Source organism: Cellulomonas humilata, from assembly GCF_013359775.1.
Taxonomy (GTDB): Bacteria; Actinomycetota; Actinomycetes; order Actinomycetales; family Cellulomonadaceae; genus Cellulomonas; species Cellulomonas humilata.
On the sequence record NZ_JABMCI010000035.1, the window covers coordinates 44,795 to 67,500 of the forward strand.

At 69.7% G+C, this 22,706-nt stretch carries 21 protein-coding genes and 1 riboswitch; of the genes, 2 read left to right on the plus strand and 19 right to left on the minus strand.

Features of this window, described 5'->3' with window-relative positions; genetic code table 11:
- Positions 1 to 327: 327 nt before the first annotated feature.
- The 18 genes from HP550_RS01075 to HP550_RS01160 all read right to left on the minus strand — a co-directional run bounded on the left by HP550_RS01075 (position 328) and on the right by HP550_RS01160 (position 20,027).
- Positions 328 to 642 (minus strand): hypothetical protein, encoded by a 315-nt coding sequence (locus tag HP550_RS01075; protein ID WP_175345749.1) that lies wholly within the window; start codon positions 640 to 642, stop codon positions 328 to 330.
- Between the two features lie 65 nt (positions 643 to 707).
- A complete protein-coding gene (gene mobF / locus HP550_RS01080; RefSeq protein WP_343047920.1) occupies positions 708 to 4,298 on the minus strand; it encodes a MobF family relaxase in 3,591 nt (1,196 codons plus the stop codon).
- 379 nt (positions 4,299 to 4,677) lie between these two features.
- Complete coding sequence (locus HP550_RS01085) at positions 4,678 to 6,240, minus strand: molybdopterin-dependent oxidoreductase (RefSeq protein ID WP_175345751.1); 1,563 nt, start codon at positions 6,238 to 6,240, stop codon at positions 4,678 to 4,680.
- A 723-nt stretch (positions 6,241 to 6,963) separates the two neighbouring features.
- Positions 6,964 to 7,485: an MFS transporter gene (locus HP550_RS22045; RefSeq protein ID WP_246280369.1), complete on the minus strand. Its 522-nt coding sequence runs from the start codon at positions 7,483 to 7,485 to the stop codon at positions 6,964 to 6,966.
- A gap of 26 nt (positions 7,486 to 7,511) precedes the next feature.
- Positions 7,512 to 8,246 (minus strand): MFS transporter, encoded by a 735-nt coding sequence (locus HP550_RS22050; RefSeq protein WP_343047909.1) that lies wholly within the window; start codon positions 8,244 to 8,246, stop codon positions 7,512 to 7,514.
- Entirely contained in the window at positions 8,243 to 8,896 is a 654-nt protein-coding gene (locus tag HP550_RS01095; RefSeq protein ID WP_175345752.1) for a metalloregulator ArsR/SmtB family transcription factor, read from the minus strand. Before HP550_RS01095 ends, HP550_RS22050 begins: the two co-directional genes overlap by 4 nt.
- Positions 8,897 to 8,970: 74 nt before the next feature.
- Positions 8,971 to 10,587 carry an FAD-dependent monooxygenase gene (locus HP550_RS01100; protein WP_175345753.1) on the minus strand — a complete coding sequence of 539 codons (1,617 nt, stop codon included), beginning with the start codon at positions 10,585 to 10,587 and terminating at the stop codon, positions 8,971 to 8,973.
- Positions 10,588 to 10,655: 68 nt separating this feature from the next.
- Entirely contained in the window at positions 10,656 to 11,111 is a 456-nt protein-coding gene (locus tag HP550_RS01105; protein ID WP_175345754.1) for an SRPBCC family protein, read from the minus strand.
- 1 nt (position 11,112) lies between these two features.
- Positions 11,113 to 11,595: an SRPBCC family protein gene (locus tag HP550_RS01110; RefSeq protein ID WP_175345755.1), complete on the minus strand. Its 483-nt coding sequence runs from the start codon at positions 11,593 to 11,595 to the stop codon at positions 11,113 to 11,115.
- Positions 11,592 to 11,915, minus strand: coding sequence for a metalloregulator ArsR/SmtB family transcription factor (locus HP550_RS01115; protein WP_175345756.1), 324 nt, complete (start codon positions 11,913 to 11,915; stop codon positions 11,592 to 11,594). Before HP550_RS01115 ends, HP550_RS01110 begins: the two co-directional genes overlap by 4 nt.
- A 224-nt stretch (positions 11,916 to 12,139) precedes the next feature.
- Positions 12,140 to 12,412 carry a glutaredoxin family protein gene (locus HP550_RS01120; protein ID WP_343047911.1) on the minus strand — a complete coding sequence of 91 codons (273 nt, stop codon included), beginning with the start codon at positions 12,410 to 12,412 and terminating at the stop codon, positions 12,140 to 12,142.
- Between the two features lie 246 nt (positions 12,413 to 12,658).
- The gene (locus tag HP550_RS01125; protein ID WP_343047913.1) at positions 12,659 to 14,050 is read right to left on the minus strand and encodes a peptidoglycan DD-metalloendopeptidase family protein; all 1,392 of its coding nucleotides are present in this window, start codon (positions 14,048 to 14,050) and stop codon (positions 12,659 to 12,661) included.
- Positions 14,051 to 14,309: 259 nt separating this feature from the next.
- Entirely contained in the window at positions 14,310 to 15,014 is a 705-nt protein-coding gene (locus HP550_RS01130; protein WP_343047914.1) for a thioredoxin-like domain-containing protein, read from the minus strand.
- A 283-nt stretch (positions 15,015 to 15,297) separates the two neighbouring features.
- Positions 15,298 to 15,762 (minus strand): M15 family metallopeptidase, encoded by a 465-nt coding sequence (locus HP550_RS01135; RefSeq protein ID WP_175345759.1) that lies wholly within the window; start codon positions 15,760 to 15,762, stop codon positions 15,298 to 15,300.
- A 1,062-nt stretch (positions 15,763 to 16,824) separates the two neighbouring features.
- Positions 16,825 to 17,583 (minus strand): C40 family peptidase, encoded by a 759-nt coding sequence (locus tag HP550_RS01145; protein ID WP_175345761.1) that lies wholly within the window; start codon positions 17,581 to 17,583, stop codon positions 16,825 to 16,827.
- Positions 17,584 to 17,734: riboswitch (cyclic di-AMP (ydaO/yuaA leader) on the minus strand.
- A gap of 279 nt (positions 17,735 to 18,013) precedes the next feature.
- Entirely contained in the window at positions 18,014 to 18,823 is an 810-nt protein-coding gene (locus HP550_RS01150) for a F510_1955 family glycosylhydrolase (RefSeq protein WP_343047915.1), read from the minus strand.
- A gap of 219 nt (positions 18,824 to 19,042) precedes the next feature.
- Positions 19,043 to 19,273: an SHOCT domain-containing protein gene (locus tag HP550_RS01155; protein ID WP_246280387.1), complete on the minus strand. Its 231-nt coding sequence runs from the start codon at positions 19,271 to 19,273 to the stop codon at positions 19,043 to 19,045.
- A gap of 154 nt (positions 19,274 to 19,427) precedes the next feature.
- Positions 19,428 to 20,027 (minus strand): DUF305 domain-containing protein, encoded by a 600-nt coding sequence (locus tag HP550_RS01160; RefSeq protein ID WP_246280370.1) that lies wholly within the window; start codon positions 20,025 to 20,027, stop codon positions 19,428 to 19,430.
- A gap of 137 nt (positions 20,028 to 20,164) precedes the next feature.
- Here HP550_RS01160 and HP550_RS01165 point away from each other — a divergent pair, with 137 nt between their 5' ends.
- Positions 20,165 to 20,896 (plus strand): response regulator transcription factor, encoded by a 732-nt coding sequence (locus tag HP550_RS01165; protein WP_175345773.1) that lies wholly within the window; start codon positions 20,165 to 20,167, stop codon positions 20,894 to 20,896.
- A 62-nt stretch (positions 20,897 to 20,958) separates the two neighbouring features.
- Positions 20,959 to 22,011, plus strand: coding sequence for a sensor histidine kinase (locus tag HP550_RS01170; RefSeq protein ID WP_343047916.1), 1,053 nt, complete (start codon positions 20,959 to 20,961; stop codon positions 22,009 to 22,011).
- On the opposite strand, the gene HP550_RS01175 is transcribed toward HP550_RS01170, so the two are convergent.
- On the minus strand, positions 21,989 to 22,706 hold a 718-nt coding region (locus HP550_RS01175), incomplete at its 5' end, for an HAD-IC family P-type ATPase (protein ID WP_175345764.1). The genes HP550_RS01170 and HP550_RS01175 overlap by 23 nt on opposite strands.

The window sequence follows — 22,706 nt, forward strand, 5'->3', positions numbered from 1 at the left end:
GCCCCGCTCGGCGTCCGCAGGATCCTGTCTGCGGGTTGGGAGCGAGCGTTCCCAGATCGGGCCGGGTTCAGGGTTCACGCCGCGCAGTTCGCCGTCCATCTGACGCCGGCTCGCTGGTCGTGACCAGCGTCCGTTGCGAACATGAGACCGCCTGCCGCGTGCTTCCGGGCCCGTGGCATCGGTGCCGAACCGACCTTCGCCGCGCCGATCGCCATCCAGCGGCGAAAGCCACACCCGGCACGCACGGCCGAGGATGGCCAGACCTTTGCGGCCGACCGGCACGACCGGCGCCGCTGGCGGCGAACCAATCACCGGACTGAGGATCGCTTACAACGGAGGCCGGTGCGCGTCAGGCCGACATCCCGTTCGTGCGACCCAGTCTCCGAACCGGATCCGCGCCATGGCGAAGCGCTCGTGCCAGGTCAATGCGGCGTCGGCTGGTGAGGTGGACGCGTAGGCGACCTGCCAGGCGAGGTGCAGGGCGGAGAGTTCCTCGACGAGCTCGCTGTGCTGTGCCCAGCACTCGGGCACGACCCGGTGGTCAAGCCGGTACCGATCCTTGAGCCAGGACACCCAGTCCGCGAGCGCTTCCAGCAGTCCTCGCTGGTCGGCGTCCGTGTGCGCGCACCACAGGATCGGCATGGGCGGACCGAATGGTTGGGTCAGAGAAGGTGGTGAACCGTGGCGCATCCTCGGCGCTCCCCTCGTCAGATGCTCAGCGCTGCAGAGTCGGCCGGTGTCGGTGAGATGCCTCGCACGCGCGACGTCGGCGCGAGATGGTCGAGGTGAGCGGCCGTTGCTCCGACTTGCGCGATCCACGCGTCGCGCGCCTCGGGCGCCTCGGGTTCTGGACCGAGTCGCGCGAGCCAGTCGGGCCTGTCTGTCAGCGCCGACGCCGTCAGGGCTTTGGTGCGCTGGGCGATGAGCCCATCGATCTCGGCGAGCAGGGCAAGGCCCTCGGTGCCTAGCCCGCCACCATGGCCGGCTGGTGGGACGTCGCGGGAGTCCGGCGCACGCAGCTGCAGCCACGATGACGCGGAGCGAGCCAACGTGTCGACCAACCCGGGCCCGGAGGCTTCTGCGCTGCTGACTAGCAAACGGAGCACCGGGGCAGGATCTCGGGTGAGGAGAGTGATCCGGTCGAGCGTCGCGAAGAGCTGCCCGGCGGAGGCTGATCGTTCGACGGAGCGCAACTGTTCTGCGCTTAGTCCTGCGTCAGCGAGCGCTGTGGTCCATCGAGCATGGGCGGCGTCGGCGAGCAAGGTGCGTCGGATGGGCTCGAGCCGGCGAAGAGAGAGTGCTTCGTCTTGCCGGGCCACGATCGTCGCCGTAGCGGACAGCTCGGCGCCCGCCGTGGCCAGAACGGTGCGCAGGATGTCGTACGCGTCGAGGGCGGCATGGGAGTCCGGGAGCCCGTCGCAGTCCACCGCGATGTCCTCGACCGCGACGTAGACGTGGTTTTCGTGGCGGCCGCGGGTCATTGCGACGTAGAGGTTCTCTCGGGTCATACCCGCGTGGGCGAGCACGTGCGCGTGCTCGACGGTGATCCCTTGGGCGCGGTGTGTAGTGGTCGCGTAGCCAAGGTCGACGTGGTTGTCGACGTAGTCCGCAGGCAGGACAACGGTGCCCGTCAATCCGTCGTCGTGGCGCGTCTCGGCCTTGGTGCCGATTGCGTAATCGCTGCGGCGCACGACGAGTGCTCCATCGGCCCGGGTGGAGAGCACATCCCACAGGTCGCCGTTGCGCACATAGTGCTCCGGCGCATCGCCGTCGGCTCGCAGCCGGCGGTCGTTGGCTCGGGTCACGATGCGGTCCCCCGTTCCAACGGACACGCCGGATTTCGTGGCGATGCCCTCTGCCTGGACGAGCCCGTCGGCGACACGGTCGTTGTGGGCGCGCTCGTTCAATGCGGCCACGGTCCGGCTGTCCGGGGCGACCAGGATCGCGGCGTGGCCGTCGTCGATGTCGGAAGCCCACGCCGTGTAGGCGTCCTCGAGCATCGCTTCACTGGCGCCGGAGTGGACGCGGCCCTGGTCGATGTAGGTGTCCAGGACGCGGGAGTCGCCGAGTCGAAGGCCGGCGCTGGAAGCGGCTTCCCAGGGCTTGGAGAACCGCCAGAGGGTGCGCAGGTGTGTGGCGCCGGCGCGTTCGGCGAGCAGCGCGAACGCTCCGCCCGCATCGACCGCGGACAGTTGGGCGTGGTCGCCGACCAGGAGCGCTTTGGCACCTGCATCGGTGACTTGCCCGATGAGGGTGTCGAGGGCGAGGGTGCCGGCGAGGGACGCCTCATCGATGATGACGAGCTGACCTGGGTGCAGGCCCCATCGACGCTGTTGTGCGGTCAGCGCGGTGAGCGCCGTGTCGACCGCGCGCAGAGTCGCGCGCTGGATGGGTCCCGCCAGTGCGGTTCGGCGCGCCATGAGTCGGGTGAGCATGTTGCCGCGGTGGACGGCGCCGGCTCCGGCTGACTCGTGCAGCCATTTCGCGGTGTTCTCGCAGTTGATGCCGAGCGCCGCGGCCAGTGTGGCGGCCGCGCTCGAGGAGGGGGCGATCCCGATGACGCTTCCCTGGCCGTGCGTCCGCTCCCAGGTGGTGCGCAGCCCGAGCAGTGTGGTGGTCTTGCCGGCGCCGGCCGGGCCGACCACCACGTCGACGCGCCTTGCCGAGCATGCGACTGTGCGCACCGCGTCGAGCTGATCGTCGGACAGGTCGATGGGCTCCTTCGTCGGTCCGCGAATCGCGCGCGCGTCGCCCAGGACGAGGGCCGTCGGAGCGTCGTGGTCGTCGGCTGCGGCGAGGAGACGTCGTTCGGCATCCAGAATCACCTGGTCGGTGAACCGTGACTCACGAGACCGGTCAAAGACCGAACTTCCATCCGGCCGCGCGTATCGGCCGACCGAGTCGAAGACACGTGGCGCCTCGAGGCAGATGCAGCCGTCAAGGACGGAGTCCGCTACGGCGTTGAGCAGTCCAAGGCGGTCGTCCGGTGTCGCCATGACTAGGCCCTTGGTGACACGGGCCGCTTCGGCCAGCACGTTCCACCTGGTCCAGGTCGAGCGGCGCTCCCGCACCCCGACCAGCACCTGTGCCGCGATGTGCTCCCGGACCGGTGCAGTGATCTCCGCAAGTGTGCGAGCCCGCACCTGCGAGTCGTGAAGGGCCGCGGCGGTCAACGCTTCGGGGGTATGCCCGAAGCGTGTGGTGGCCCGCTGGCGCCAGGACTCGATGAGCTGGCCGAGGGGGTGGACCTGCTTGTGCGGACGTGTGGCCCGGGTGACCTGCTGCCGAAGCCGGGTCACCTCGATGCGGTTCGGTGTTCGTCCGTGGCTGGCACAGAACGCTGCCACGACCTCGGTCATTGCCTCATCGATCTGCGAGGACCGGGCGGAGAACTCCGCGAGCAGCGGATCCTCGACCCCGTCGAGCTCGAACGCGACCGACCGACGCGGACCGCGGTCCCGCCACCCCCAGCGCACCGGCAGCCGACGGACCATCTCGTCGACGAACAACGCCTCGTACGTCTCGGACACCGCCACGACTGCGTGATGCAGGGCGCGCGAGTCCACCGACCGCCAAGCACCGTCCAGGCCTTGCACCTTGTTCGAGACGACCACGTGGGTGTGCAAGTTGGGATCGCCGGCACGTGAGTCCCAGTGATCGAACGCGGCGGCCAGGACTCCCCTCGTCCGCTCCTGGCGGCATCCCGCGTGCCCGGTCCGCGTGAACAGCGCGCTTGTCTCGATCATGTCCATCGCCTGCCCGACAGCAGCGCGGTGGGCATCCAGGATCGCCTGCTGCGTCCGCGGGTCCCCGAGGGCCCACAGAGCCGACGCGGACTTCATCACCGTGAACGTCAGATCGAACCCGGCTATGGTCCGCGGCGAGTCTTTCGCCAGCTCGATCCGGGTAATCGTGTCGATCGCAGACCGTCGGGCGTCTGCGTCCATCGACTCTGGCAGCTCACGCTCACGAGCCGCGATCCGCTCTGCCGGATGCACCACTGTGGGGAACGGTCGCCCCAGCGGCTCCCCCGTCAGCGGGTCGCCGCCGTGCGCAAACAGTCGCGCCAGCGCGTCCTCGACCACCACGGTCCCCGCGGCGATACCTGGGGCCACGCCGTTGCCGTCGGCCCGCCCGAGCCCAGCGAGTCCCGTGCCGAGCCACCGTCCCGGCGGGTTCCCCGACTCCGTGTAGTACGCGATGAGTGGGGTTGCCGAGGTGCGCGCGCAGTCGCCCGAGGCGATGTTCTTCATCAGATATCGATAGCCGGCCCCCGCAGTCAGCCGGTGCATCGTCATCACCACGGGCGATCACCGACCGCCGGTCCGGACTCACCTCGCGTTGCAGGGTTCACACCAGCAGGTAGGCAAAACCGGCTCCAAGACGCGTCATTCAGCCGAGGGACCGACCCGTGGTGCCAGACGAGTCATGGCCCATTTCCTTCCTCACGACCGCCGGCAAGGGGGTAATGAGGGCGCCCCGCGTACGGCCGACGCCAGCACGGTGACCGACATCCGAGCTCGACAGATCGCCCTCGCTCGTGTCGCCGACCTGGCGGACGCCCTCCTCTCGGTCGAGATGACCCTGACTCTTCATGCCGGTCACTCGGGTCCGCGCGAGAGGGGGCCGTCTCAGTCAGGTCGTCGCGGCCGCGCTGGACCTAACGACCGGCAGCTGCTACTCCACCGTGAGGGAGATGGAGTGCTGACCGGTTGCTCCGTCGGGCACGGTGTCGAGCCGTTCGGCCGTCTGCACCTCTCCGGTGGCGTCCGTCGCGCGGACCGTCAGCTGATGTGTGCCCGGAGTGGCGTCCCAGAAGAACGACCACTGCCGCCAGGTGTCGACGGAGGCTTCCATCGCGAGTGTCGCCGGAGCCCAGTCGCCGTCGTCCACCTGCACCTCGACGGCCGTGATACCGCGCTGCTGGGCCCACGCGGTGCCCCCGATCGCGACCTGACCGGCGGGGACCCGGGCGAACGGGCCGGGGACCTCGATGCGCGACGCCGTCTTGATCGGCCCCTTCTCCGACCATCCCCGGTCGGTCCAGTACGCGCGGGCGTCGGCGTACCGGGTCACCTCGAGGTCGACGACCCACTTGGTGGCGGAGACGAACCCGTACAGCCCGGGAACGACCATGCGCACGGGATACCCGTGGACGGCGGGGAGGGGCTCGTCGTTCATCCCGATCGCCAGCAGGGCGTCGCGGTCGTCCATGAGCGCTGCGAGCGGGGTCGAGGCGGTGAAACCGTCGATGCTGGTGGACAGCACCATGTCGGCGTCAGCGGTCGGCCGGGCCCGGGCCAAGAGGTCTCGGATCGGCAGCCCGAGCCACTTGGCGTTGCCGGCCAGGTCGCCGCCGACGACGTTGGACACGCACGTGAGCGTCACCCACGACTCGACCAGGTCGGCGTCAAGGAGGTCCTGGAAGGAGATCTCGACCTCTTCCTCGACGAGTCCGTGCACGCGCAGCCGCCACGAGTCGGCGTCGACCTGCGGGATGGCCAGTGCCGTGTCGATCCGGTAGAAACCGTCGTTGGGCGTCACGAACGGCTCGGAGCCCGAGACGCCGGACTCCACACCCGCCGGCAGCGCCGCCGCCTTGCGGAACGGGGCTGGGAGGCGCAGGACGCGGCGTGCCGCCTCGACGGTCTGCGTAGCGCTGGCGAGCAGTTGCGCCCCGACGCCAGCCGCGGCAGCGACCGCCGCGGCGAGCAGGGCCGCCGCGAGGAAAGAGCGTCGCCCCAGGCCATGATCAGAGGAGTCGCGGTCAGAGGGCTGCGGCGCGCGTCGACCGGGCAGCCGGGACAGGAGGATCCGCAGGGCGACCAGCCCCACCGCGCCGCCGACGATGCTCGGCACGACGGCGAACGGGCTGGCGCTGGGCCGAGTTGCCGCGGCCGCCGCACCCACCGCCGCCAGGACCAGGACGATGCCGGCTCCGAGCACCCACCGTCGGCGCGCGAGCACTCCCGCGACGGCAGCGACCACCGCGATAACCACGGTCATGCTGATGAGGAGGGCGAGCTTGTCGTTCGTGCCGAAGGTGGCAATCGCGAAGTCCTTCAGCGCCGGCGGCGTCGCATCGATGAAGGCCCCACCGACGGCGATGAGCGGCGCTGCCTGCGGCGAGACGACGACCGCGACGAGCTGCGCGACGGCGAGGGTGGTCGCAGCAGCCAGAATCCCCGACAGGGCAGCCAACAGCGCCGAGATAACCCAGGTTCGTCTCACCGCGCTCATCCGCGGCACCCGCCGTCGACGGGCTGGCTGGTCGCACGGACGGCGGCGCCGCCAGACGAGACGAGCGCGACCTCGAGAGGCGTACCCACAAAAACTCCGTTCCGGGCCGGCCTCACAGGCGCCTCATGTCGGGATGCTGCTGACACCGGGAGTTCGGAACGCGGCTTCGCCCGGATGGGTCCAGATGGACTATTTCCTCGACCTGGCGCGGAGCCTGGCCATCACTGACCGAAGGCCCGTCACCCAAGGGCATCCATGCGGGAGACGAGGGCGACCGCTCCTGGGCCGAACTTCCGCTGCTTGACAACGTTTCGGCGCGTCGGGGCGGCCCGTGCTTACCCCCGGGAGCCGAACCGCGCGGCGCGTGCACGATCTCGGTATTGAGCCCGAGAGCGGCCGCTCGGACTCGCGTCCGCGTCCACCGCACTCTCCCCGGTTCTGCACTGCGGTGCGCTTCGCCGATATCGCTGCGCAATGGGGGTGCATGCCGTCGAGGTCCCGGTGCGGTTGGGGCGGCGAGGCGAGCGAAGGTGACACCCGTGTGCATGGATGACCGCGGGGCCGCGTCGCAGTGGCACACCATCAGCGCCAACCGTCATCCAGAAGACCAACGGGGCGCCCGTCGGGGCTCGTTGCAGGGTCTGGGCTCGCCCTCCTGGCAATGCGGCGGTGGTGAGCGCAACGCGGACGAGAGCGAGTTGTCGAGCTCGGCTCGCCTCGAAGCTATCGCCCTGACAAGACCGCGGTCGTGGGGATGGTGGACCGCTTCGAGTGTTCGACGGCGACCAGCGGGAGAAGTGCGAGCGCGATCACTCCACCACCGAGCGCCAGAGCCGAGTAGCTCGCACCGGCCACGACCAGTCCGGACACAGCCCCGCCTGTTGCCCCGGCGAGGGCGATCAGGACGTCGACCCTCCCCTGCGTCCTGGCACGGTTGGCCGGCGGGACTGCACCCGTGATGATGGCCGTCCCCGCGACCAGCCCGAAGCTCCAGCCGAGACCGAGCAGTCCTAGGGCGACGGCGAGCCCGGCGACCGAGCTGGCGGGGACGAATGCCGCCAGGAGTCCGGCAATGAGCAGCGTCGCGGCGCCGAGCCCGGCGACCACGGCCGAGCCGTATCGGTCGACGAGCCAGCCGGACAGCGGCGACGGCAGGTACATCGAGCCGATGTGCACGGCGATGACCACCCCGGCGGAGGCCAGGCTGTGACCGTGGTGGGCCATGTGGATCGGGGTCATCGTCATGATCGCGACCATCACCAGTTGAGAGATCACCATGACGCTCGCGCCAAAGGCGACGTCCCGTGAGAAGCGGGTCTGCGGAGCATCTGATGCGTCCACGAACGAGACGTACTCGGGTGTATCCGTCGCACGCCGCCGCGCCAGCAGAAGGGGGTCTGGGCGAAGGAGCACCCGAGCACGATGCTCGCCGCCCCGTACGCGGCCGCTGCAAGAATGAACGGGCCTGCCAGCATGGGGATCCCCCACACCATCGAGAGGTCGCCCATGACAGTGACGAGATTTGGCCCGACGACCGCGCCGAGCGTGGTGGCGACGAGCACGGTCGAGACGGCGCGGCCGCGTCGCGAAGGAGCGGCCAGATCCGCACCTGCGTAGCGGGCTTGCAGATTCGTCGCGGTTCCTGCGCCATAGACGAGCAGAGCGACGAACAGGAGCGCGACGTTGTCAAAGACTGCTGCGATCACGACGCCGACGCTGCCCACCGCACCGAAGGCGTACCCCGTCGCCAGGCCGACGCGCCTGCCGGACCGCTGCGACAGAGCGCCGACTGCCAGCGCGGCTCCCGCCGATCCCAGCGTGAATAGCGCACTCGGGAGCCCGGACAAGCTGGTGGTGCTCAGCATCTCCTGCGCAAGGAGCGCGCCGACAGTGATGCCCGCGGCCAGGCCGGCGCCGCTGAGGACCTGGGCGATTACGAGGATCGACAGGACCCGTTTCTGTTCTGGTGCGTCCTGCAGGAGCGGCAGGCTCGTAGGGAGCCTCACTGCGCACCGCCGGCGACGGTTTGCACGCCGTCGGAGCGCCACTCGAGCACTCCTTCGTCTAGGAGGCGCGCCGACAGGCCGGCGTCGCTGAGAAGGCGCACGGCGTCGTAGGACATGACGCAGTACCGACCCCGGCAGTACGCCACGACCTCCGCATCTGCAGGGATCTCGGCAAGCCGGTCTGGCAGCTCATCCACCGGGATCGATACGGCTCCCGGCAGGTGACCTGCCTCGTACTCGCCGCGGGGCCGCACGTCGAGGACGATGACACGCCCGTCTGCGGCAGCCTCCAGGAGCTCCACTCGGCTCATGAGCTCGACGTCGTCGGGCAGGTAGCGAGCCTTCGCGTCACGAACTTCGGGTCGGTGATGCTCGGCGACTCGGGACATCGCAGTCACCAGCTCCGCCACGTCATCGCCCGCCATGCGGTAGATGACTCGCGTGCCCGCGCGCCTGGAGACCACCAGCCCGGCGTCGCGCAGCACCTGAAGGTGTGCCGATGCCGTAGTCAGGTTCAGCCCGGCGACGGAGGCGAGCTCCTGCACAGCCCGCTCGCTCTGGGCGAGGAGCTCCAGCATCTCCAGGCGCTTGCCACTGGAGAGCGCCTTGCCGGTTCGCGCGAGTGCGTCGTAGAGCTCAGACTTGGTCACACTTCTCCAATATTCCAATGAATAGTGGAGGTTACCTCCTGGAGGTCAGCTCTGTCTCGATGTTGAGCGGGGCATCAGTGCATCATCAGCCAGTCGTCGAGGTACTCCCGCACTCCGGTCGGGTCACCGCCGCCGCGGTACGCGACGTACCCGTCGGGGCGGACCAGGAGGTGCCCGGACTTGGAGCCGTCGACCCCGAGAAGCCGGTGCGCCCACCCCGTGGCGTCGTGAAGGACGTGCGGGGCCGCGACCTTGCTCAGGCGGTGGATTGCGACCTCGCCGGGTCCGCCGCCCAGAGAGCGCTCGACGCCGAGGCGCGCGGCGTCGGCGGGCCCATGGACGATCAGGTGGAACCCACGACCTGCGGTGGCTTCGTGCAAGGTCGTCGGCCGGCCGTCGAGCGTCAGCGGCGCGTCCGGGAGGCGGTCGCCCGCGCGGACGGCGCGGCCGACGGCTCCGTGCCCGTCTACCGAGAGTGGGCTGCGCCGGTAGCGGATGGCAAGCTCGGAGATCGTCCGGAACGCCAGAGCGCGCCCCACGCGGATGCGCACCAGGAGCGGGAGCACCGCCGGGGCGATCCGGGTGCGGGCGAAGACGACGGCGGCGTGGGTGGACGTGGCGATGGTGAACGCGCGGTCGGTGAAGCGCAGCACCGTGCGGCCGATCGGTGCCCGCTCCGACTCGTAGGTGTCCAGCAGTGCGGGTGCGCCCCGTCCGGAGGTCACGAGTGCGAGCTTCCACGCGAGGTTCACCGCATCCTGGATCCCGGTGTTCATCCCTTGCGCACCCGCTGGGCTGTGCACGTGCGCGGCGTCACCGGCCACGAACGCTCGACCGGCGCGGTACTGGGAGGCTCCGCGGTTGTGCAGTCGGAAGTTCGTCATCCACATGGGGTCGCGCAACCGGACTCCGCCACTCGTGTAGCGGTCGGCGAGAGCCTGAACCTCGCGCAGGTCGACGGTGTCACGGTCGCTCCCGGACTGACCAGGCGGGCGCATCGCCAGCATCCGCCAGGTCGAGGGGCTGCCGAGCGGGAAGAAGAAGAGCATGCCCTCCCCGCCGAGGAACGCGTGAGCCGCGCCCCGCTGGATCCCATCCGCCTCGAGGTCGGCCAGGACGAACGTCTGCGGGTAGGCGCTGCCGGTGAAGCTGATCCCGGCCTCGCGGCGCACCGCGCTGCGCGACCCGTCACACCCGACGACGTACTGCGCCTCGATGACCTCCTTGCGCCCGGACTCGTCGCGCACCGTGCACCTGACGGCATCGTCGCCGTCCTCGAACGAGACAAGCTCCACCCCGCGCTCGAGCGGGACACCGCGGGCGTCCAGGTCCTGACCGAGCACCGCCTCGGTCTCCGCCTGCGAGAGGAAGAGGAGGAACGGGTATCGCGTGTCCGTGGCTCCGATGCCGAACAGCGGCACGCGCACGACCTTGCGGGGGAAGTGGATCTGCACGTCAACCGCGGGGTTGCCGCGCCGGAGCAGCTCGTCGGTCACGCCCAACGGGGCGAGGACCTCCAGGGTCCGCGGCTGGATCGCCAGCGCCCGGGACTCGTGTACACGGTCGTGCCGGCGGTCGACGATCCGTACCCGGACGTCCCGACGGGCCAGCTCCGCCGCCAGGGTGAGTCCGGTCGGACCCGCCCCGACCACCAGCACGTCGACGGCAGCCGACCGTGGCGGTGCGCTCACTCTCGAAACCTAGCGCGGCCCACCTGAGATGTGACTGATAGTCCCTCGTCGTCGATCCCCGACAGTCATCAGCGGGCGGCTGAATCCGGCAGCTCGAGGCGCCGTTTGAGCAGCTGGAGGTTCGCCGGCATCTCGGCCGCGGCCTGGCGTCGAACGACGAGCGGAACCAGCAGCCGTCCGATGCCGTGCCCTTCGAAGTCGACGTTGATCGTTAGTCGAGTCAACGCCGGCGCCAGGGGTTCCACCGTCAGGTCGACAACGGCTCGGATGGGACCGTCGATCCCGCGCACTCCCCAGTGCTCGGCGGGGCGGATGTGCGTGACCTCGGACGTGCTGTCGCGAGTCGCGCCGCCGATGCGCCGGGCCGTCCGACATCTCGCTCCCACCTCCGGGATGCCGGGCTGCTCCAGCTCGCCGCTGACGACACCTTGCTGCCACTCGTAGAAGCGGGTCGGATCGGTCGCGTAGTCGAACACGTCGGGCGCGCTCCGCTCGACCTCGACGGAGACGGTGATGGCGGACATGTCAGCGTCCTCCCGCGAGCAGGTCGGTGAACCGGGTCAGGTACACGGGCCAGCCCTCGTCGTCCGCGACGCCCTCGCTGACGGCGGACCATCCCGCTCCGTGCCGGTCGAGGTGGCGGTGCTTCAGCTGCACGCACGTGCGACCGGCACTCTCGGACACGAAGGTGACCTCGACCTCGCTGGTCCGGGTGGGGTCGGGCTCGAGCTGCCACTGCGGGCTGATGTCCCAGGTGAACACGACGCGGTGCGGCGGCTCGAAGGCCAGGACGCGAGCCCATCGGCATACCGACCCGTCGACCCCCCGGTCGTAGATGTGCCCGCCAACCCACGGTTCGAAAACGGTCTCCTCGATCGCGACCTGGAGCAGGTTGTGCTCGGCCGGTTTGAAGTCCCCAAAGCGTGCAGTGAAGACCGCGAACGCCTGGTCGATCGGGGCGTCGACGGTGACCTCCCGCAGGACTGCGGTCTGCGGTGCTGAGCTCATTGCTCCTCCTCCGACGGTTGCTCGACTGCGCCGGCGTAGCCGGACAGAGCACGCGTCCAGTACGTCTCCAGCTGGTCGCGGAGGGCACCAAGCCCCTCGGGGCTGAGCCGGTACACGCGCCGCGAACCCGCGGCCCGATCGGTGACGAGCCCAGCGTCCTTCAGAACCTTCAGGTGCTGTGAGACCGCGGGCCGGCTGATCGGCAGCTCGGCCGCCAGCTCACCCACCGCGCGCGGGCGGTCGGCCAGACACTCGATGATCGCTCGCCTGGTCGAGTCGCCGAGAGCCTCCCAACTCGCCGCCGACCCGTAAGTAGCCACGAACGGTAAGTTACGACTTACGGCCGGTCAGGTCAAGGGTCGTGGCGTCGGCGAACCTGGTCGATGGTCCCCCACCGGCCTGCAGGTTCGGCTGCCAATATGGGGACGATCACGCACCGCTCCTCGGTGACGGGGCTTCGGCGCGCTCGTACCTCCGCAGCGGCCGCGCTGGTCAGTCACGGCGAATCGGGACCGAGCCCTCTGCGCTGACCTGTTCCGAGCACTCAGCCGGCGACTCTTGCGTCGCGAGTGGACAGCGCCGTGAGCGTGCGTTCGAGCTTGCGCCGCGGCAGGCGGCCCGCGGAGAAGTAGACATCGTCGACAAGGACGAGTGGTGCGAGCGGTGGACGGTGCCGTGCGACGAGGTCGCGCCCAACATCGGAGTGCGCGTCCAGCACGTCGACCTCGATTGGGTGGTCCTTGGCAAGTTCGGCAAGCACCGCGTTCGCCTCGTCACAGAGTGGGCACGCCGACGTCTGGACGACGGTGATCCGCACCGGCGGACGAAGTAGAACAGGCACGGGCGCTCCCTGGCCTCTCGCTGACCAATCCAGTGTCACCCAACGCCCTCGAACGATTGCGCGCGATTCGATCAAGGTTTGATGAAACCGTCGTCCCGAGCTGGCCGGTGCTCGGGATGATCGACGACCATGCTCGCGCCGCCGGGTAGCGGACGATCGATCACGAGACCGCCTGGTGTTGGCTGCCTCCGTAGGCGGCTCGTAGTCCGACTGCGACTCCAGCTACAGGCCGAGAAGTGGTCGCGGGTTCACGGTCGACCCGTTGACGTAGACCTCGAAGTGCAGGTGGCAGGCACCGGACAGGCCCGTGTTGCCGGAGTAGCCGATGAGCTGACCCTTGGCGACGCGCTGCCCTGCCCCGACGACCGAGCGGGTGAGGTGGTTCGAGCTGCTCATCAGAGCGTTCCCCTGGACTGTCCCGTAGTCGAGCATCACCTGGTTGCCGAACCCGTTACGCCACTGGGACCAGAGCACCGTCGCGTCACGCGGCGCGTACAGGGGGGTGTTGCACCCGGTGCGCAGGTCGATCCCGGCGTGCAGCCGCACGTAGCCCAGGATCGGGTGCAGCCGCATCCCGTACTCCGACGTGACGTACATCGGGTTGATCGAGGTCGGGTTGCCGAACAGAGCTCCAGAGACGGACCCCGACGGCGGTTGCACAGGCGTCGGCGGAGGTGGGGGTGGTGGCTCTCGGCCGGCCGCTTCTGCCGCGGCTCTCGCGGCAGCCTCGGCGGCGGCCCGTGCCGCTGCCTCGGCAGCCTCGCGGGCGGCCCGTTGCTCGGCGATGATCGCGACGAGGTCGCGCTCGATGGCCGCCTGCTGGGCGTCGATCTCGGCCTGCTCGGTCTCGGCCTGGGACTTGAGCGCCGCGATCACGTCCCGCTTGGCGCTCTGATCCGCGATGAGCTGGGTGATCTCGTCCTCGTGCGCCTGTGCGACGCTCCGGGCCTCGTCGGCGGCGACAACCTTGGCTTCGGCCTGCTGCTTGAGCTCGGCCACGCGGTCGGTGACGGCGCTCAGGCGGGCCGCGCTGTTGCGGTTGGTGGCGTCCACCTCGCGCAGCTCGTTCAGGATCCGCGACTGACTAGCCAGGGCCGCGTCGACGAGGCGGGCGTTGTCGAGGAAGTCGGTGGCGTTCTCGGCGTCGAGCATGACGTCCAGGGCGGAGAGACCGGGTCCGCCGCGGTAGGCCTCGCGCGCCATAGCACCCAGGGCGTCACGAAGCTCGGCCTCGTCGGCACGGTCAGCAGCGATGGTGGCCGTCAGGCTGCCTCGAAGGTCGGTCGCGTCCTGCAGTCGGCTGGCGACCATGGCTGCCTCACGCTGGGTCGCCTCCAGGGCGGCGCGGGCAGCTTCCAGCTCGGCCTGTGCCTCGGGAAGGCGTGCTTCGGTGGCCTGGAGGTCGAGGGCCGCCTGACTCAGCTCGCTGCTGAGTCCCTCGATGGACGCCTCCAGCTCCTCGGCGCGTCGCTCGGCGGCGGCACTGCGGCGCTCCGCTTCTGCGCGGCGGTCGTCGATGCCGTCGGCGTAGCTCGCCCCTCCGGTACCCATCAGGGCGATCACGGCGGCGAGGAGAACCGCACCCACCCGCCGCCTGAGGCGACGGGTGGACACGGCGGAAGGGGGCGGCGGCGTACCGCGAAAGCGCGTCGACATGTGCGGGGTGGCCGGGATCGGGAGCAGGGTGTCAGGCTCGGCCGCCCGCAGGCTACGTGCGCGATGTCGCGCCCCGAGGGCATGACACGCGACAGCGACCTCTGGTTCACCCCGGTCGGCATCCGATCGCTCCCGATCAGGCGGGAGTTGGGTGCTCCTGATCTCGGTCCTGGCCTCTCGCACCTCGGGCGTGGCACGCGCCTCGCCCTTCGTGGCTCTACCCACCGACGCCCTCGCACGAGGCGCCGGGCTCGGGGGCTTGCTCTCCCTGGAGGTAGCGGGTGAGGAACGGCTCCAGTCGCGCGTCGTCGACAGAAGGGAGCTCCAGTCGGACGCCCCAGGCCGTGGCGACCAGCGGTGCCGCCAGTCCTTCGTAGGGGCTGACCAGCAGGTAGGGGTTCGCGTCAGCCAGTACGCGCAGTCTCTCCGCTCCGGCGTCGCCGAGGCCTGGCCGGTAGGCGATCCACACCGCGCCGTGCTCGAGGGAGTGCACGGCATTCTCGTCTCGGATCGGCTCGCTGTAGAACCCGCAAGTCTGCGGGAGCGGATCGTGGTCCCCGCCGACGGGGGGCAGCAGCCTGCCCTGCTCGGCCGGGTCCTCGAGTGCGGGCGTGGGCTCGGCGGTCGGCTGGGTGACGTCCGCGTACTGCACCTCTCCTTCGACGTGCGTGGCCGCCGACACCGGGAGTTCCTGCTCACCCTCGATGGGGGCGCTCGCCACGGCCTCGACGGCATCATTGCGCCGCTGCTCGTTGGTGAGGATGACAGCCGTGGGAATGATCAGTGCGAGCAGCGTTGCGGCCACGATCCCGACGATGAGCACCGTCCGACGGCGCTCGGCGCGCCTCTGGGCGGCTTGGAGCTGCAGCAGGCGTTCCTTGCGGGCTGCTCGGTCGTTCGAACGCTTGCCGTCCGGGCTCACGTGGGCTCCTAGGTGTTGTGCTTCGGGGCCCGCGCCACACGCGTTCGGGTCTCACCGAAACGGCGCCCGCGGTCGGGCATGCCCACGATGGGCCATCGGCAAGGCGTTTTCGCTTGCCGAACGACGAAGATTTGCTGAAGACGCGCGTCCCGACGGAACCCCTGCTCGCGCAGGACTGCACGGAGTTGGCGTGCGGTATTCAGGGCGAGCCGAGCGCTCGGGATCCGGGCCGCGCCTGCAACCCGCGTCAAGGGCTCCGGCCGGCGGCGGACGCCTGCCACGCTCAGGAGCCGTCGGCCAGTGCCTCGACACCAGGGACGAACTCCCAGTGCCAGGGCTCGTATGGGCCGTCTCCGCCCCGGTGCGCCCAGTCGGGGTTCGCCCACCCGTAGACGGGCCCGACGTCATGTAGCCACCTCCCCCGCTCCCCGGCGTACGCCTCCGGGCACAGGTCGACCGCGAGGCCCCACCCGTGATTGCTCTGTCCGGCAGGTGCCGCCAGGCCACCCTTCTGGGAACGAAGAGCTGCCTGTTCCTCAATGGTGCGATACCCGGACGACAGGCAGATCGGCTCGCCGAACCGGGCGGTGTAGGCGGAGTTCAGGTCGGTGATGGTCGCGACCGCGTCCGCACGGTCCCTGTACGGCTTCTGCCACAGGTCGCACAGGTCGGACTTGGCCAGGCGCCCGTTGCTCCCGCGGCCGCTGAAGATCCCGGTGCAGTCCGGCAGCTCGGTGCGGTCGGCCATCCGCGACGCGGCGACTCCGCCTTCGCGAGGGTTCTCAGCGCTCAGCAAGGACGCCGGCGGAGTCAGAGAGTCTGGAGCGCTCAGCACCTGCACGGTCGTGGGTCCCGTAACCACCGGAGCGGACGCTTGGGCAGGACCCGGATCCCCCCACGGTTGCATTGCAACGAACACAGCCACCATCGTCGCGAGCAATCCGACCCTCACCAGCGACGCAGGGTTTCGGTTCCGAGCGACCCGCGTGCGAACAGATCTACGGTCCTCGTGGCGCAGAGAGCGCCGCGTGGGGAGCGGCCCGTCCCTGAGCGACGAGCTCACGCGGCCGTCCGTCGGGCCGAAGCGGTGACGTCATCGATCTCCGGCCAGCGCTTCGTGGTCGTCATGGCCCGCCAGTCTCTTCACAGGGATCGGCCGTGGCGGCCGTGCGCGACGGTCGCGCCTCTTCGATCATCGGCGTGGATGACGAACTCCTGCCTGCGACGCCGTCAAGGTTCCATGAAGATGCCCCATCGCGGCCGCTTCTGGGGTCGGCGAAGCGCTGCCACGACAGCCTCCGCCTGAGTGTTCCTCGCAGCGCTGGGAAACAGCCAAAGAGAATCACCAAGGGATTGCTGCCGGGACGACTAAGGCGACACCTGGCCCGCGGGCCCCTTCGACCTGTCGATGACGAGCGGCTCGAGGGTGGCGGGCACGGGCGCACCTCCAGGCCCGCCCTGATCGAGCCAGTTCGCCAGCGCGCCGGTCAGCTCATCACCCGCGACCCGCTCCAACCACACAGGGCGGCCCGATCGGCGCCGCCCAGATCGCGCAGAACGGGCGACGATGACGTCGCCGCGATTGCACTCGTCGAGGCAATCGGCCAACGTCAGGCGCGCGACGCCGAGCGAGTCGAGCTCTCGGAGTCGTGCGAGCTGGCCGCCTTCACGCTCGTCAGCGTCGCCCAGAGTCTCGCCCACGCACAGGGAGCACGCTGTCAGGCCGGGCTTGGACGGCCGAGGCCCCATGCCACCTCCACTGGGAGGTACAGGCCGCAGTGAAGTGTCGAGATTGCCGGGCAACGGACCGTCAGCCCACTCGGATGAAGATCGGGCTGGACTGCCAGATCTCCCTGATCTGGATCGTCTTGCCGGGGCGGGGGGCGTCGACCTGGAGTCCGTCACCCGCGTAGATCGCGATGTGGCCTGGGGACCAGACCAGATCGCCGGGCTGCGCGTCGGCGCGCGAGACGACGGTGCCGACGTTGCGCTGCGCGGAGGAGGTGCGCGGCAGCGAGATGCCGACCTGCGCGAAGACGTAGGACGTGAAGCCGGAGCAGTCGAAGCCGTCGGGGGTCGAGCCGCCGTAGACGTAGGGCACCCCGACGTACCGGGCGGCGATCTCGACGATCGCGTTGCCGTTGGCGCTCGCCGGCACGCCGACCGTGGGCTCGGCGGTCGCTGTCGCCGCGGCCGGTGCGGCTGCGCGCTCACGGGACCGAGAAACCTGCGGCTCCGGCTCAGGCTCCGGCGCGGGGGCCGGCGCAACGGCGGTCACGGCGGGCGCCTCGAATGTCCATTCGACGTTCGAGGGGGCAACCACCTGCTGCTGGAGAACCGCGCGGGCGTCCTGCGTCAGTCGCGCGGTGTCGACCGAGCCGCTGAGCGAGCCGGCTTCCGAGGTGCGCGCCGCGAAGGCGGGGGTGCCGGACATCGACATGACGAGGCCGGAGGTGATGACGGCGGCTGCTGATCGTCTCCCGGCCGTCACCATGCCGTCGGCGGATGCCGCGGCGAGGTCGTCGAGGGCAGTCAGCGGGCGGCGGGCGGCGCGGTGGCGTGCGGGCATGGATGTCCTCTCGGACGCCTGCGAGGTGAGCTGTCGGGTTCGGGAGAGAGTCGCCCGGCCAGTGGTGCTGGCTTCACCCCAAGGACGCTGCTGGAGCGTCCACGATCTTGGTTCCCCCGTCCCTGCCATCGATGATCTGCGGAGCCTTCGGGCGGTGGCAGGGCTCGGCGCCCACCAGAAGACCGTGCCAGGGGTGTCCCGGCTCCGACGATGGTAGGCATCGATCCGGTCGGGTCCGGCCTTCACCTGCCTGACTTCATGAAACCTTCATCGGAATTGGACGAACCGACAGTCCGCGAGCGTCAGAAATCCTCGGGTCTGACCCTGTTCGCGCTCAAGAGGCCTCTTCCGTCGGTTGCCGGCGACATAGCCCGACAGCGCTCAGTCTCTGGCTGTGGGGGGCGAGGACGGACTGCTCGGCGTGCGTGAGTCAGTCGGTGAACGTGGATCCGCTATCGACGGATCGCAGGAGAGCGCCTTCGATGACGACAAGGATCTCGAGCTGGCCATCGGGCTGGGCGCGGGCAGTGACTGCTTGGGGTGCTTGTCCTACAGTCCCGCTCTGGACCCAGGTCGCTCCCGCGTCGGTGCTGAGAAAGACGCCGCCATCAGGTGCGACCCCGACGACGGTCTGGTCGTCGGGGAAGAATGCGAGCTGCAGCAGCGGCGATTTCGCGACGACGTTCCATGTGTTGCCGCCGTCGGTGGAACGTGCAGGCCCAGACTGGCTTGTGACCAGCAGCGTCGTGCCGTCCGGCGAGGCCGCGAGGGCGAAGGTGGCAACGGGAGGTTCCAGGCTTGTCCAGGCCTGCCCGTCGGGCGTACCGAGCACTGCGGCTCCGTCGAAGCCGATGATGCCAGCGTCAGACGCAGTGAGGCTGTGGAAATCGGTCTGACCTTCGCGCGAGAGGGTCGACCACGTCTCGCCGGCGTCGGTGGACTCGATCAGTCCGACCGGGTTGGCCATATCCACGCCAGCCCCTGGGTGGCCGGAGGAGTAGAAGTGGTCGGGGCCTGCGGCGGTGAAGCCCATCAGGTCGATCACGGGGCCAACTCGGGCGGGCCCGGCGTCGTCATAGCGGAACAGTCCATCGTGGGTGGCCAGGTACACCTTGTCGTCGGCGGGGTTGAACGCAATGCCATGCACGTGCTCGCTGGGCAGGCCTTGCCCGCCCGATGCTTGCGCCGTGCTCCCAGCCTGCCCGGGTAGGGGTTCCGAGCAACCGGCCAGAACCAGCACGATGGCAGCCGTCGACAGGGCACCTCGGCTGACTCGGAAAGTCGGCGATGGGGTGGGCATGGCAGGCGTCTCCGTTCGTTCGGAGGAGCTACGGGCCGGGGTTCGGGTCAGACGGCGGTGACAGACGAAGCACTCGATGGGTCTTGAGCGGTCTGGTCCATCTGCTGCACAGCGCCGTGGGCGGTTCTGAGACGCCCCGGCTCGGCCGGGTTCGCTCTGTCACTGATCCCGCGGCTGTTGCTTCCCCGGTCCATGCAGCGCGGCTCGCCGGCTGGTGAACTCGGCTTCGTCGATCTCACCGCGAGCGAACCGGTCCGCAAGCACGCTGTCGGGACTCGGGAGCGTGCGATCAGAGCCCCCCGGAACCTGCTGGGTGCCGGAGGCGCTGCGCACGATCCAGACGACGAGCGCCGCGACCAAGCCCCAGAAGACCAGCATCATCAGCGCCATCGTCACCCAACCACCAGCGCCCCATCCGCCGTGTCCCCACCACATCATGACGAACCACCTCTCGGTCGTGAGGCCAGGCGCGAGCACCGACCTCCCCGTTTCACGCTGCGCCGGCCCGACCTGTCCACGTAGGGACGAACGTCCCGAACTCGGTTCAGAGACCGGCCAGCAGGTTCTGCATCTCGGTGATCTCCGCTGTCTGGGCGTCGATGATCGTGCCGGCAAGGGACATCGCGTCGGGGTTCGAGCCCTCGGCCTTCTCCTGCTCGGACATCTCGATGGCGCCGCGGTGGTGCGCCACCATGCGCTCAAGGAACGCCCGGTCGAACTCGGCACCCTCGAGTGCGTCGAGCTCCTCCATGACCTCGTCCTGGCTCATGCCATCCATGTCCATCCCGCCCATGTCCATGCCGCCCATGCCCATGTCGTGCCCGGACTCTTCGCCCCAGCTGGTGAGCCAGCCGGTCATCAGGTCGATCTCGGGGCCCTGTGCGGCCTGGATTCGCTCGGCAAGAGCCTTCACCTCGGGGGTCGAGGCTCGTTCGACGGCGAGGCCAGCCATCTCGATGGCGCCCTGGTGGTGGACGATCATCAGCTGCGCAAACTGGGTGTCGGCGTCGTTGTGGGTCGCCGCCGCGCTCTGCGAGCTCTCTCCCGTGGTCGGGGCGTCGCCCGAGTCCGCGCTGTTGGAGCAGGCCGCCAGGGTGATGGCTAGGGCGACGGCTGTGGCGGCGGCGGTCATTCGACGGCGCATCGGGTTCATCTGTCTGGTCTCCCTCGAGCGGTTGCGAGCGTGTAGGCCATCTACCTTGGCTCGTGACGCTGTCGCTAGGGTCGTCGTTGCATCAAGGTTTGATGAAGGTCGACGATCGAGGTGTGCGCTCCGTAACAATGGGCCTGGTGATCAGCCCAGCACCGAGCGTGGCACTACGTCGCGCCGTCGTCGTCGACGACGAAGAGCCGCTCGCCAACGTCATCGCCGGCTACCTGGAGCGCGACGGCTTTGAGGTGCACCAGGTCCACGACGGGGCCGAGGCTGTCCCACTGCTGCGCGAGGTCGACCCGGATCTGGTCGTCCTCGACCTGGGCCTCCCGGGTCTGGACGGTGTCGAGGTGTGCCGGCAGCTGCGGACGTTCTCGGACTGCTACGTCATCATGCTGACCGCGCGCGCCAAGGAGGTCGACACGCTGCGAGGGCTCAGGGTCGGGGCGGACGACTACATGACCAAACCGTTCAGCCCCCGCGAGCTCGTGGCGCGAGCGAACACTCTCCTGCGACGGCCTCGCCGCGCTCCGGCGCCCGTCATCGAGGCGTCCCCCGTCATCGTGATCGGATCGCTCACCCTCGATCCGGAGAGCCGCGAGGTTCGCGTCGGCACCGAGCAGATCCTGTTGACGCGCACGGAGTTCGACGTGCTCGCGGCCCTCGCGCGCCGCCCGAAGACCGTGTTGAGCAGGAGGTCGCTGATCGACGAGGTCTGGGGCCCCGGGTGGGTGGGCGACGAGCACCTGGTCGACGTGCACGTGCTCCACGTCCGCAAGAAGCTGGGCGGCCAGGCGGAGCGACAACGGTTCATCCGCACGGTCCGCGGCGTTGGTTACCGCATCGGTGCGGGCACATGAATCGCGAGGTCCCGCGCCGGGCGGCTCGGTGGAGCCTGGCCACTCGCCTCCAGGTCGGAAGCGTGCTCGTCCTCACGGTCGGTGCGCTCACGGCGGCCACGGTCGTCGCCCTCGTCGGCCCTCCTCTGTTCCACGAGCACCTGATGCACGCCGACCTGCGGGACCAGGACGAAGCGATCCTGCACGCGGAGGAGGCGTTTCGATACGCCAGCGCCATCGCACTCGCCGTCGCCATCGCAGCGGCCGCTCTCGCATCGATCGCGGTCAGTCTGGTCTTCACGCGCCGGATCGGCCGGTCTCTGTCGTCGCTGTCGGACGCGGCGGCACGCGTCGGCTCTGGTCGGTACGACGCCCGAGTCGCACCACCGGAGATGGGGCCGGAGCTCGACGAGGTCGCCGTCTCTTTCAACCACATGGCCGAGCGGCTCCAGGACAGCGATCGACTGCGTGAACGCCTGTTGGCTGATGTGGCGCACGAGGTACGCACCCCGGTCGCCACGATCACGGCCTACCTCGAGGCGGTGGAGGACGGCGTTCGCCCTCTCGATGCCACGACTATCGAGCTGCTTCGGGAGCAGGCCTTGCGTCTGACTCGGATCTCCGAAGACCTGGCCGCGGTCACCCAGGCCGAGAGCGGTGACCTGGAGCTCGAGGTCCGCGCAACCGCGCCCGCCGACCTGGTCAGCTCCGCTGTGGGTGCCGGCCGCGAGAGGGCCGCTGAGAGCGCAGTCCATCTGGAAGGGGATGTTCAGCAGGACCTGCCTGGGCTGGAGGTCGACCCGCTGCGCATGGCTCAGGTCCTCGACAACCTCGTGAGCAACGCGATCCGTCACACGCCCGCGGGCGGGCGTGTGACGGTCGCTGCGGGGCGTACGTCGGACGGCGGGGTCCGCTTCTCCGTGACCGACACGGGCGACGGGATAGCCAGCGAACATCTCCCGCACGTCTTCGAGCGCTTCTACCGGGTCGACACGGCCCGCGATCGCGGGCACGGCGGTTCGGGCATCGGACTGGCCATCTCCCTCGCCCTGGCCCACGCCCACGGGGGCACGATCACCGCCGCGAGCCCTGGCCCCGGCAAGGGGAGCACCTTTACCGTCCTGCTCCCCCGCTGACTGCTTCCTTCACGATCGTGGGCGTGAGCTCGCGGGTCCCCGGTGCCGCGGGGAGGGGCAGCCGCTTGAGCAGCAGGGCGTTGACGGCGACGATCACCGAAGATCCGGACATCGTCAGGGCGGCAATCTCGGGGCTCAACGACACCCCGAGCGACGGGTAGAGCACGCCTGCGGCGATGGGGAGCGCGAGGGCGTTGTAGCCGATCGCCCAGCCCAGGTTCTGCCGCATCTTGCGCAACGTGCCCCTGCCGATCCGCAGCGCGATCGCCACGTCGAGCGGGTCGGATCGCATCAGGACGACGTCCGCGGTCTCAATGGCGACGTCCGTGCCGGCGCCGATGGCGATCCCGAGGTCGGCCCTGGCCAGGGCGGGGGCGTCGTTGACGCCGTCGCCCACCATCGCGACCTTGCGTCCATCGGCCTGCAGGCGGGCGACCTGGTCCGCCTTGTCCCCCGGCAGCACTTCGGCCACGACGGTGTCGATGCCGAGCTGGCCGGCGATGCGGCGGGCGGTCGCTTCGTTGTCGCCGGTCAGCATGACCACCTCGATGCGCGCCTCGTGCAACGCGGCCACGGCTGCGGCCGCGGTCTCGCGGACGGCGTCGGCCAGGGCGATAACCCCGACCAGGCGGCCGTCGACCGCGACGAGCACGGCGGTCCTGCCCGACTGCGCGAGCGCGTCACGCGTGGCGGAC